Source organism: Flavivirga abyssicola (assembly GCF_030540775.2).
Classification (GTDB): Bacteria; Bacteroidota; Bacteroidia; order Flavobacteriales; family Flavobacteriaceae; genus Flavivirga; species Flavivirga abyssicola.
Genome location: NZ_CP141266.1, coordinates 591,564 through 603,684 on the forward strand (window position 1 = coordinate 591,564; position 12,121 = coordinate 603,684).

At 31.3% G+C, this 12,121-nt stretch carries 10 protein-coding genes, 1 tRNA gene and 1 pseudogene; 10 read left to right on the forward strand and 2 right to left on the reverse strand.

The genetic code is table 11. The features are described from left to right. The first annotated feature begins 112 nt into the window (after positions 1–112). The 3 genes from Q4Q34_RS02185 to Q4Q34_RS02195 all read left to right on the forward strand — a co-directional run bounded on the left by Q4Q34_RS02185 (position 113) and on the right by Q4Q34_RS02195 (position 3,483). Positions 113–2,230, forward strand: coding sequence for a sigma 54-interacting transcriptional regulator (locus Q4Q34_RS02185; protein WP_303317172.1), 2,118 nt, complete (start codon positions 113–115; stop codon positions 2,228–2,230). A gap of 170 nt (positions 2,231–2,400) precedes the next feature. Beyond that, positions 2,401–2,967 (forward strand): Crp/Fnr family transcriptional regulator, encoded by a 567-nt coding sequence (locus Q4Q34_RS02190; RefSeq protein WP_303317171.1) that lies wholly within the window; start codon positions 2,401–2,403, stop codon positions 2,965–2,967. Positions 2,968–3,030: 63 nt separating this feature from the next. Continuing rightward, the gene (locus Q4Q34_RS02195; RefSeq protein ID WP_303317170.1) at positions 3,031–3,483 is read left to right on the forward strand and encodes a DoxX family protein; all 453 of its coding nucleotides are present in this window, start codon (positions 3,031–3,033) and stop codon (positions 3,481–3,483) included. A 58-nt stretch (positions 3,484–3,541) separates the two neighbouring features. Here the strand turns inward: Q4Q34_RS02195 and Q4Q34_RS02200 are convergent, their stop codons facing one another. Both Q4Q34_RS02200 and Q4Q34_RS02205 read right to left on the reverse strand, forming a co-directional pair. Continuing rightward, a complete protein-coding gene (locus Q4Q34_RS02200) occupies positions 3,542–4,807 on the reverse strand; it encodes a site-specific integrase (RefSeq protein WP_303317169.1) in 1,266 nt (421 codons plus the stop codon). 231 nt (positions 4,808–5,038) lie between these two features. Next, positions 5,039–5,113, reverse strand: a tRNA-Pro gene (locus tag Q4Q34_RS02205). Positions 5,114–5,259: 146 nt separating this feature from the next. On the opposite strand from Q4Q34_RS02205, the gene Q4Q34_RS02210 reads away from it, so the two are divergent. The 7 genes and pseudogenes from Q4Q34_RS02210 to Q4Q34_RS02240 all read left to right on the forward strand — a co-directional run bounded on the left by Q4Q34_RS02210 (position 5,260) and on the right by Q4Q34_RS02240 (position 12,121). Continuing rightward, positions 5,260–7,560 (forward strand): TonB-dependent receptor domain-containing protein, encoded by a 2,301-nt coding sequence (locus Q4Q34_RS02210; RefSeq protein WP_303317168.1) that lies wholly within the window; start codon positions 5,260–5,262, stop codon positions 7,558–7,560. Between the two features lie 21 nt (positions 7,561–7,581). Continuing rightward, a pseudogene (locus tag Q4Q34_RS02215) lies at positions 7,582–8,707 on the forward strand (PQQ-dependent sugar dehydrogenase). Positions 8,708–8,716: 9 nt separating this feature from the next. Next, a complete protein-coding gene (locus Q4Q34_RS02220) occupies positions 8,717–9,133 on the forward strand; it encodes a c-type cytochrome (protein ID WP_303317167.1) in 417 nt (138 codons plus the stop codon). Between the two features lie 67 nt (positions 9,134–9,200). Continuing rightward, a complete protein-coding gene (udk, locus tag Q4Q34_RS02225; protein WP_303317166.1) occupies positions 9,201–9,806 on the forward strand; it encodes a uridine kinase in 606 nt (201 codons plus the stop codon). Next, complete coding sequence (locus Q4Q34_RS02230) at positions 9,807–10,130, forward strand: FtsB family cell division protein (RefSeq protein ID WP_303317165.1); 324 nt, start codon at positions 9,807–9,809, stop codon at positions 10,128–10,130. Further along, entirely contained in the window at positions 10,123–11,481 is a 1,359-nt protein-coding gene (locus Q4Q34_RS02235; protein WP_303317164.1) for a methylmalonyl-CoA mutase subunit beta, read from the forward strand. The genes Q4Q34_RS02230 and Q4Q34_RS02235 overlap by 8 nt, the downstream gene beginning before the upstream one ends. Beyond that, on the forward strand, positions 11,474–12,121 hold the full coding sequence (locus Q4Q34_RS02240; RefSeq protein ID WP_303317163.1) for a hypothetical protein: 648 nt from the start codon (positions 11,474–11,476) through the stop codon (positions 12,119–12,121). Before Q4Q34_RS02235 ends, Q4Q34_RS02240 begins: the two co-directional genes overlap by 8 nt.

Consider the following 12,121-nt stretch of genomic DNA (forward strand, 5'->3'; position numbering starts at 1 on the left):
TTGATTGTCAATAATTTAAACACTAAGCCAAATACTTTTTTATTCTCTATTTATAGAAATTTCTATTATTTGAGAAATAATTATTTATTTTTGAATAACTAATCCATGAAAGATGATAGATTTAAGGCATGAATTATCAATAAAAGAATGGCTCATTGATGCCCTTCCTCATGAGGTGATATGGGCTTCAGAAGATGGCAAAATTGTATATGCAAATGCTAAATTTTGCATACGCCTAGGTTATAAAAAGTCTGAGCTAATGAAGCTTTCCATCTTTGACATCAACACTACAGTTACTAAAGAAAGTTGGATAGAACATTGGGAAGAAATAAAAAGAGAAAAGGTTCTAAATTTTAAAGCGGTTCATAAAAACAAAAGTGGAAAGTTTTACGATGTTGAAGTTTTTGCTCAATTTTTCTCAAATAATGGAAAAGAAATGATTTGCTCCATCATTAGTGACATTACAACTTCCAGCTTCAACGAAAATTTATTGCGAAATACCGAAGCTATTGCTCATGTTGGAGGCTGGAAATTAAATTTACAAGATGGTTCTATAATTGTAACGGAAGAAGCTTTAAGGATTTTTGAAACTCAAGACAGAGAGAATTTCACACCAGGTAAGGCTATTAAATTTTTTGCAAATGAAAAAAAAGCTAAAAATTTATTTAGAAATGTGTTGAGAGGTTCTCAAGAATTTGACGAAATATTAGAGACCAAATCTGAACCAAAAAAATTCATAAGAGCAATAGCTAAACCTATTTTCAAAGGAAAAAAGGTCATAAACATAACAGGCATTTACCAAGATGTTACCGAGCAGTATCAGAAAGCTAGCACTTTAAAATTTTTCAAAGAAATTATAGATAATGCCCAGGATTTAGTATACGTTTATAATCGCAAGGGTACTTTATTGCATTATAGCGATTCTGTTTCAAAACAGTTAGGTTTTTCCCGAAAAGAGCTGGATAATTTTTCTATTTTTAATCTAGACTCCAATATAACACAAGAATGGTGGTATTCTCATTTTGATGAATTGAAAGAGAAAAGATCAATGCATATGGAGTGGTTAGTTACTAGAAAAGATGGCACCAAATTTCCTGCTGAAATTGTTGCTAATCATTTAGTATATGAAGGGCAAGATATTAATTGTGCTGTTGTAAGAGATGTTACAGAAAGGAAAATGAGAGATTTAAAACTTTTTGAAGCATTAGAAGAGATAAAGTCCCTTAAAGAACTTCTTGAAAATGAAAACGAATACCTGCAGGAAGAAATTAGCAGTAAAATTAATTACGATAATATAATCTGTAAAAGTGCTGCTTATGAAAAAGTTCTCGAACAAGTAAATCAAGTAGCTCCAACAGATACTACCGTTTTAATTACTGGCGAGTCCGGAACAGGAAAAGAACTCTTAGCAAGGGCATTACATAATAACAGCCTAAGACAAAACAGGGCACTCATTAAAATAAATTGCGCAACATTACCTAAAGAACTTATAGAAAGTGAATTGTTCGGACATAAAAAAGGGGCTTTTACCGGAGCTGTAGCCGATAAAGTTGGGAAGTTTGCTCTTGCCGATAATGGCACCATATTTTTAGATGAAATTGGAGAAATGCCCATAGATTTACAACCTAAATTATTGCGGGTACTACAAGAAGGTGAATTTGATGAATTAGGAGGCTCTAAAACAATAAAAGTTAATGTTCGTGTTATTGCCGCCACCAATAGGCATCTTGAAAAAATGATTAAAGAAGGGGCTTTTAGGGAAGATCTTTACTATCGTTTAAATGTCTTTCCAATACATAATATCCCTTTACGTGCTCATAAGGAAGATATTCCATTGTTAGCTCAGTACTTTTTAAAAAAGTATTCTTCTAAAGCAGGTAAGGCTTTTAAAAGGTTATCAAAAAAAACAATTGATGTCTTGATGGCATATAATTTTCCAGGAAACATTAGAGAGTTAGAAAATTTAATTGAACGTGCTGTTATAGTTGAAAGGGGAACAACGCTAAACCCAGGTAGTTGGATGCCAAAAATGAATGGAAACATAAACTTTGATGATTTTAAGTCATTTGAAACAATGCAGCGCGATTATATAATTAAAGTGTTGAACTATACCAATTGGCGAGTTAGTGGAAAAAAGGGGGCTGCCACTATACTTAATATGAAAGACAAAACTCTTTTTGCTAAAATGAAGCGGTTAGGGATTGAGAAAAAGATAGTCTTGAAAAATTAGATATCAGCTGTTTTTTGGGTTCTGCTTTTTGTCTTTAGGTAGTTTAAATTATTAAGAAGTAGAACTAAACATTGATAAATACCACTGTTTTAAAATTAATTATTTTAGTGTATATATAACCACTAGTATTACATATCTATCTTAGTCACAAGTTAAAAACACAGCACAAATTGAACGAAATTAGAAAATTTATTGAACATATCTCTCCAATGAACGATTCTGATTGGCTATTTTTCTCATCGAAGCTACAGCAAGTAACACTAAAAAAACATGCTGTCTTATTGAAAATGGGAGAGACTGAGAACTATTTATCTTTTATAACAAAAGGAATAGTCAGACTTTATATCCCAAGAGAAGAACATGATTTAACTTTTGGATTTTTATTTGAAAATGAATTTGTTACAGCTTATGATTCGTTTTTATCTCAAGCTCCTTCAGAATATCAACTTGATACATTAACAGAAACTGTTCTATGGAGAATTTCGAATAAAGATTTACAAGAGGTCTACAAAAGAACAAACAGCGGAAATATTATTGGACGAAAAATGGCTGAATATATGTTTTTAATAAAATCAAAGAGAGAACTTTCATTATTAAGTAAAACAGCTGAAGAACGCTATTTAAATTTATTCTCAGATCGTCCAAAATTATTACAGCAAATTCCATTAAAATATATTGCCTCATATATTGGAGTTACTCCGCAAGCATTGAGCAGAATAAGAAAACGCATTACTTAACTTGCATTCATTGTTTTTATTTTGGTCTTTTCTGACCTTTGTCTTTTAATAATTCAGAAAAACATGAAACCTTTAATTATACTTTTATCAAGTTTTATAATCTCCATTTTTATAATTAAAATTATCAAAAAAGACTATGATTTTGCCCTATCCGCAAGAATTGCAATGTCGATAATGCTTGTGTTTACAGCTATTGGCCATTTTGCTTTTACAAAAGGGATGTCAATGATGATACCAAAATTTATCCCTTTTAAAGAAGGTTTTGTTTATCTAACTGGAATATTCGAAATACTATTAGCATTAGGTTTATTAATTCCTAAATTTAAAATAGTATCTGGGTGGACACTTATCATTTTTCTACTTTTAATGCTACCTGCTAACATATATGCTTCCATAAATAATGTGAATTATCAAAAAGGAACATTTGATGGACATGGCATCACGTACTTATGGTTTAGAATTCCTTTGCAAATCTTTTTTATTATCTGGACATATGTAAGTACAATCAGGGTTTAATAATAATTAAAAAAAGTATCTCTCTCTGAATAAGAAAAAGAGATAGTAAGCTGCTAAATTAATAACACTTCCCTCGTTCCTTAAAGTTAGACTCTGAATTCTTCTTATTGATTTTTACCTTAAGCAACTGCATGTCATCGCTTACCTTTCTTTCTATTACTCGTGCATAGATTTGTGTTGTTGCTATTTTAGTATGACCTAGAAGTTTTGAAACCGTTTCTATAGGAACGCCATTACTTAAAGTTACCGTTGTTGCGAATGTATGTCTAGCAATATGAAATGTTAAGTTCTTTTTGATGCTACATAAATCTGCTATTTCTTTTAAATAACTATTTAATTTTTGATTAGAAATATTGGGAAATAGCGTTTTCGTTTTCTCAGTTTTAAGATGGCCTTTGTATTTTGCTATTAGTTCTTCAGCCACAGGAAGTATTGGGATTTTCACTTTGCTATGCGTTTTTTGTCTATTAGTAATTATCCAACGCCCACCATCAATACCAATAACAATATTGTCTTCGTTAAGCTTCATTACATCTATATATGATAAACCTGTGTAGCAACTAAAAACAAATAAATCTTTGACCAGAGTTAGTCTTTCTATTTCGAATTCTTTTTCAATAATGGTTTGTAATTCATCTTCTCTTAAAAACTCACGTTCATTTTTAATATAAGTTGGCTTGAACTTTACAAAAGGGTCTTTATCTATCCATTCCATTTTATAAGCTAATGTTACCATTTTACGAAGCCTTTGAATATGTTTCATAACTGTATTGTTTTCCATCTTCTTTTGATGATCTTCTGGAACATATAACCGTAGAAACTTTTCAAAGTCAACTAAAAAACGAAAAGTTAATTGGGATAAATACACATCTTGAGTTTTTCTTTTTTTGGTTAAGAATAACTTGATATATTTTTGAGTCGTGAAATAGTTCTTTAAAGTACCATAGGTTAAAGATTCACTCATTTGAGTATTATGATAATCAACCAATGTTAGTAAAGAATATTCTTGATTGTCTTCTCCTAAAAATCGAGCTTTAATACTTTGGGAACAAATGAATGTTTTTTCTTTTACTAGTTGGTCATGTGCTTCGTAAATTCTGTTTTTAACAAGGTCCAAATACCGGTTAAGCAATCGGGATTCTTGTTTGTTTCCTCGTGCTCTTCCTTTGTTAGAATCCCATTCAGATACCGTTACTTTTCGTTTTAAACTAATATTAGCCCGTTTTCCATTGACCGTTATTCGGGCATAAACAGAAACTTGATTATTTTTTGCGCGTGTAGCACTTATCCAAAATGATAAGCTAAAGGTAGTTTGTGATTGCATAGTTGTCGTCTTTTAGTTAAACATTTACCTAGACGAAAGTCAAATCAACTATTTCAATTACAGTATTTTAAACATCTATTCGGTTAACACTTTTTAGATTTCAAAAGTGTTAACCGAAGTGTTAACCGAATCAAACTATATTAATTCAATTCTTATGATGACCTAAAAACCACAAAACCTTGTTAATCATAAGATTAACAAGGTTTTAGTCTGTGTTTGTATTAATATTTGTCGGGGTGGCAGGATTCGAACCTGCGACCTCCGCGTCCCAAACGCGGCGCGATAACCGGGCTACGCTACACCCCGAATTGGTTATCATTTTAGGACTGCAAATATAGACTTTTTATTCATTACACAATTCTTTATTTAAAAATATTTATCTTAGAGCATAATCAAGAATACTTTATCAAAAAAGCTATAATTTAGTACACTTAAATACAGACTCCTTACTTGTGCATTTTATAAAAAAAAGAATTCTTATTTTACTCCTTTTTAGCTTTACTTTTAACGCTCTGGGTCAATCAAAGATTAAAGGGAAAATTATTGATAAAGACAGTGGAACGGCATTATCAAACGTACAAATAACAAACCTTGATACCAAAACTACAGTAGTATCAAATTTAAATGGAACTTTTGAAGCCATAAGAGTTGGCAAATATTCATTAAAAAAAGAAGGTTACCTTGAAAAGATTCTTGAATTAAAAAACGACTCATATTACATCATTCAACTAAATATAAATCCATCTCAATTACATGAAGTTATTATTAACTCAAACCATATTCCTAAAAAGCTAAAAAAAGCGACAACAACCATTAGTGTTATTCCATTAAAAGATATTGAGCGTGGTAATAATATTAATATAGCTCCCATTTTAAATAGAACCCCTGGAGTTTTCATGCAAAGTGGCGCCCTTAATACTAATCGAATTACGATTAGAGGTATTGGTTCCAGAAATTTATTCGGAACAGCAAAAATAAGAGCCTACTTTAAAGACATCCCTTTAACAACAGGGAATGGAGAAACTACTATTGAAGATTTTGAATTAAATACCATATCCCGTTTTGAAATCATTAAAGGCGCAACTTCCAGTATTTATGGAGCTGGTCTCGGTGGCACTATACATTTAACACCTAAAAATGCGTTTTTAAATCAGTCTAGTATAAATACAGAAATATCTCTAGGGTCTTTTGGGTTGCTTAAAGGTATTGTAAATATAAATCATGGTACTTCAACTAATAGCTTTAGGGCTGTTTATAGTAATACTCATAGTGATGGGTATCGTGAAAATAACACATATAACAGACAAACTTTTACCTTAAACTCAAACCATCACTTAAACAAAAAAAATGAATTATACATTCTGGCCAGCTATATTGATTTAAAAGCCTTTATTCCTAGTTCAATTAACGAGGAAACATATCGAAACAATCCAAAATCTGCGGCATTTACCTGGAAGCAATCGCAAGGTTTTGAAGATTCCAAACGTGGAATATTTGGTCTATCCTGGAATCATGAATACAGTAACCATACAAAACAACTAACCAGTATCTTTACTTCTTTTTATGATGCTTACGAACCCAGACCTTTTAATATTTTAAAAGAACACATCCTAGCAACAGGCATTAGAAGCCGAATTTTAGGCAACATTAAACTTTTCGATAAAACTTTTAACTGGACATTAGGCGGAGAACTTTTTAGAGATACTTATAAATCTGAAACGTTTGAGAATTTATATCGGAATTTCCCTAACGATACTGGAAGTGTTGAAGGTAATCAATTATCAAACTTCAAAGAAAAAAGAAATTATTACAACGCTTTTTTTGAAACTATTTATGAACTAACTAAAAAAACATCACTATCCATAGGTTTGAATTTAAATCAAACTGCATACACTTTAAACGATAGGTTTCCAGCTTCAGAAAATAATCGGGATCAGTCAGGAAACTTTAAATTTAAAAATATCGTGTCACCAAAATTTGGCATATCTCATCTATTTTCTAAAAGTATTAATGTTTATTCAAATATAAGCCATGGCTTCTCTCCTATTACATTAAATGAAACATTATTACCCGATGGACAAATAAACACCAATCTTAAACCGGAAACGGGTTGGAATTTTGAAATTGGCACACGAGCAAGCCTAATAAATAATCGTTTGCAATTCAATTTAGCACTATACCGTTTAGCAATTAAAAACCTAGTCGTATCTCGTAGAACATCACAAGATGAATTTATTGGAATAAACGCTGGAAGTACCCAACATGACGGATTAGAATTATCATTAAATTATGAATGGTTACAAAAAGAAACCTTATCCATAAACTCATTCGTAAATTATACACTTAATAATTTTAAATTTAAAGAGTTTATTGATGGTGATAATAATTTTTCGGGTAATGATTTAACAGGAGTACCTTCAGAGGTATTTAATACAGGAATAGATATAGAATCATCATTTGGGATTTATGGAAACATTAATTTTCAATACGTAGGAAATATGCCTATTACTGATAGTAATGACCTATTTTCAGACAGTTACAATTTGACAAATTTTAAAGTTGGATACAGAACATCTCTTAATAAAAAGCTAAACTTAAATATTTTCTTAGGGATAAATAATATCTTTGATAAAGCCTATGCCTCACAAATTTTAATAAATGCATCAGGTTTTAACGGTAATGCACCAAGATATTTTTATCCAGGAAACCCTTTGAATTATTATACTGGAGTAAACGTAAACTATATGTTTTAGAGCACCTTTAAATAAAAAAACATGAAAAATATTTTTTCCATTCTATCAATAATTCTCATATCATGCATGTCATGTGCACAACAAACAGAGTCTGAAGTTAAAGCAGAAACACCAGATACCATTAATTATACAACCCAAGTCATTGTTTCAGATTTAAACATTCCTTGGGGCATGGCCTTTTTACCAGATGGGAGCATCCTTATTGCTGAAAAAACAGGTGAGCTTATTCATTTTAAAAATGGTACCAAAACAAGCATTGAAGGGCTGCCAGAAATATATGTACGTGGTCAAGGTGGTTTAATGGATTTAAAATTACATCCCGATTATAAAAACAACAGATGGATTTACATATCGTATGCATCACCCGAAGGAGAAGGAGATGGTGGTAATACAGCTATTTTAAGAGCCAAATTAAATAATAACACTCTGGTTGAGCAACAATTACTTTATAAAGCTGATCCAAACACAAAAAAAGGCCAACATTGGGGGTCACGTATGGCATTTGATAATGAAGGCTATTTATATTTTTCTATAGGAGATCGAGGAAATAGAGATGTAAACCCACAGGATCTTACCCGGGATTGTGGTAAAATTTACAGATTAAATGATGATGGAAGCATCCCTCAAGACAATCCTTTTATAAATACTGACAATGCAAAAACCGCTATCTATAGTTACGGTCATAGAAATCCACAAGGCATGGCAAAAAACCCGCTAACTGGAGACATCTGGACTAACGAGCATGGTCCACGGGGGGGGAGACGAAATTAACATCATACAGAAAGGAAAAAACTATGGATGGCCAGTCATTTCTTATGGTATAAATTATGATGGCTCGACATTTACCGATATCACTGAAAAAGAAGGCATGGAGCAACCGCTATTTTATTGGGTACCTTCTATCGCCCCTAGTGGTATGGCTTTTGTTTCTTCAGACATATACCCTAATTGGAAAGAAAATATTCTAGTTGGTTCTTTAAAGTTTGAATACCTTGAAAGACTTGTGATAGAAAACAATAAAGTAGTAAAACGCGAAAAACTATTTGAAGATATCGGCCGCGTTAGAAATGTAATAGAAGCTCCAGATGGTTATATTTATGCAGCTATTGAAGGCTTAGGCATTGTAAAAATTGTTCCAGAAAATTAAAAATAACACATGAAATTAATTATAGTAAGCTTAATAGCACTAGCCTCAACAATTATTATTTCTACAAATCAAAATAACAAATCACAAACAGATCCCTTAAAAGAAAGTATACAAAGAGGTCGTGACATTTATACAGATTTTTGTGTGTCCTGCCATTTACCAAATGGTAAAGGTGTAGAAAAAGTGTATCCCCCATTAGCCAATTCAGATTATCTTATAAAAAATCGAGAAGCTAGTATTAGAGGTATTAAATATGGACAAAAAGGTGACATTATTGTAAACGGACAAACATATAATGGCTTTATGGCTCCTATGGGATTAAGTGATGATGAAGTAGCCGATGTTATGAACTATATAACAAATAGTTGGGAAAATAAAAATGATAAAATAGTTACAGAAGAAGAAGTTTCAAAAATTAAAAAATAAGCAGTTTCATATTTAAATAACTTTACATTTAACTAACTTTGTAAAAGCTAACTAAACTAAATTAATAATGCTTATAATTGGAATCGCAGGCGGTACTAGCTGTGGTAAAACCACTGTTGTAAATCAGATATTAAATGAGCTACCAGAAGGCGAAGTTGGCGTAATTTCGCAAGATTCCTATTATAAAGACACCACGCATTTATCTTATGAAGAGCGTGTAAAAATAAATTTTGATCACCCACGGTCTATCGATTTTGACCTTTTAGTTGATCATTTAAAAGAACTCAAAAACGATACTCCCATACACCAACCCGTGTATTCTTTCGTTAAACATAATAGAACTGGAGATACCATTTTAACACATCCCAGAAAAGTTATGATTGTTGAAGGTATTTTAATTTTAACAAACCCGGAATTACGGGATATGTTTGACATTAAAATATTTGTACATGCAGATACAGACGAACGTTTAATAAGACGTTTAAGACGTGATATTTCTGAACGAGGTAGAGATTTGAATGAAGTTTTAGCACGGTATCAAACAACATTGAAACCCATGCACGACCAATTTATTGAACCTATGAAAGAATACGCAGACATTATAATACCAAACAATAAATATAATACAGTGGCTGTAGACATTGTTAAAACCATAATAAACGAAAAACTATAAATGGCTATACTAAAACATAAGTTTTTCAAACCTTTTAAAAATTGGTTCGTCCTAATTTTAACCGCATTTATAATTTGGATGTTATTTTTTGATGACAATTCATGGCTTATACACCATGAATTGAATACAGATGTTGAAGCCCTGGAAAACGAAAAAGAATATTATAAAAAAGAAATAGAAAAAGATAATAAAGCTATAAAAAAGCTAAGTACCCCAGGTGGTTTAGAAAAATTTGCTCGCGAAGAATATTATATGAAACGCGATAATGAAGAAATCTACATTATAGAATACGAAGACAGTTTAAAAACTAAAAAGAATGAGTAATAGATTGTTCAAAGAATTTGATTCGGTTACAGCCAAACAATGGAAACAAAAAATACAATTCGATTTAAAAGGAGCTGATTATAATGATACATTAGTATGGCAAACGAATGAAGATATATCTGTAAAACCATTTTATCATGCAGATGATTTTAAAGAACAACCAGAAGTCTCAAACGCAGAAGCTACAACATGGAAAATTTGTCAATCTATTTTTGTAGCTGATGTAAAAAATGCTAATCAAAAAGCAATTGATGCTATTGAAAGAGGAGCTGAAAGTATTAAATTTATTGTTCCATCAGAAACTGTCTCAATTAACGATTTACTAAAAGGTATAAATCCCGCATCAACACCGCTCTATTTTGAGTTACAATTTCTTTCTGAAACATATGTAAAACAATTAACTGCTATTTCATCAAATGCAAATATCCATACAGATATTATATACAATTTAGCAAAAAACGGAAACTGGTTTCATAGCTTAAATGATGATTTTCATGAATTTAAAGCAATAACAGCATATACAAAATCATTTTCGGTTGATACGTCTCTATACCAAAATGCTGGTGCTAATATTGTACAGCAATTAGCGTATAGCTTAGCTCATGCCAATGAATATTTAAATTATTTTGAGGAAAAGAAAGCCATTTCACCTACTTTAAAAATAAGTTTTAACGTTTCTGTTGGTACAAATTACTTTTTTGAAATTGCAAAATTGCGCGCATTACGAATGCTTTGGGAAACGCTAGCCACAGAGTATCATATCAACCCTACTTGCTATATTTTGGCAACTCCTACAAAACGTAACAAAACATTATACGATTATAATAATAACATGTTACGTACAACAACCGAATGCATGAGTGCCATTCTTGGGGGTGCAAATAGTGTCTATAACTTACCTTATGATGCTATTTATCACAAAGACAATGAATTTGGGGAACGTATTGCTAGAAATCAACTACTGGTTTTAAAACATGAAAGTTATTTTGATGTTGTCAACAACCCTTCCGACGGTGCATTTTATATAGAATCCCTAACCAATCAACTAACAGAAAAAGCTCTAGACTTATTTAAAAATATTGAAGAAAACGGTGGTTTTTTAAAGCAATTAAAACAAGGGACTATTCAACGAAAAATTAAAGAAAATGCCGCCAAAGAAGACGCTCAGTTTAATGCAGGTGAAGAAATCTTATTAGGCACTAACAAACATCCAAATACAGAAGATAAAATGAAACAAGAGTTGGAACTTTATCCTTTTGTAAAAACGAACCAAAGAAAAACATTAATTGAACCTATAATTGAAAAGCGACTAGCAGAAAAAATAGAACAAGAACGATTAAAAAATGAATAATAAAATGAACCTGAATTTTAAACTTTTTAGCCTTTTATTAGTACTTACTTTATTAAACTGTAAAAACGAAAACTCACTTTCAGAATACAAATATGCGAACATGCCTGTTGTGCTAACCTGTGGTGATTTCAATTCTAAACTCTATCATGAGGCGTTATACGCCTTCGAAAATGATATTCTGACTCATTATAGCAATACTAACAAAAATGCCTCTCAAACTCAGTCCTACAATTTGTTTGTTAGAGATGCTATTTACGGAAGAGCAAAATACGAAGATGTGGTCTCTGAGCATACATACAAAGTGTTTCAAACTTTAAAAAACGAGAACACATTATGGGATGCTAATAACACTAAAAGTCACTTAAACTACAACAGTACTATAGTAAATTGTATCTCAAATAATATTCAAGATACTGCCTTAAAAACAACTTTTAATTCGCTTATAACGACCAGTAGCATGAGTCCTAAGTTGTTTGGAGCTCCTTTAATGAGTAAATACAGAACAGCTCTTAAAGACAAATATTTAGCAACTTATATTGCATTAGATCTGTTTTACTCAAAACTTTTTGATGTTGATTTTTCTAAAGTGAATTTTAAAAAACCAGAATCAAAAGTAGATTTTAACAAGAAACCCGAATAG

Bases quoted from the DNA above. Each gene is read 5' to 3' on its own strand.
- Q4Q34_RS02185 (WP_303317172.1), top strand. From the start codon at position 113: ATGATAGATTTAAGGCATGAATTATCAATAAAAGAATGGCTCATTGAT.
- Q4Q34_RS02195 (WP_303317170.1), top strand. From the start codon at position 3,031: ATGAAACCTTTAATTATACTTTTATCAAGTTTTATAATCTCCATTTTT.
- Q4Q34_RS02200 (WP_303317169.1), bottom strand. From the start codon at position 4,807: ATGCAATCACAAACTACCTTTAGCTTATCATTTTGGATAAGTGCTACA.
- Q4Q34_RS02220 (WP_303317167.1), top strand. From the start codon at position 8,717: ATGAAATTAATTATAGTAAGCTTAATAGCACTAGCCTCAACAATTATT.
- udk (WP_303317166.1), top strand. From the start codon at position 9,201: ATGCTTATAATTGGAATCGCAGGCGGTACTAGCTGTGGTAAAACCACT.
- Q4Q34_RS02230 (WP_303317165.1), top strand. From the start codon at position 9,807: ATGGCTATACTAAAACATAAGTTTTTCAAACCTTTTAAAAATTGGTTC.
- Q4Q34_RS02235 (WP_303317164.1), top strand. From the start codon at position 10,123: ATGAGTAATAGATTGTTCAAAGAATTTGATTCGGTTACAGCCAAACAA.
- Q4Q34_RS02240 (WP_303317163.1), top strand. From the start codon at position 11,474: ATGAATAATAAAATGAACCTGAATTTTAAACTTTTTAGCCTTTTATTA.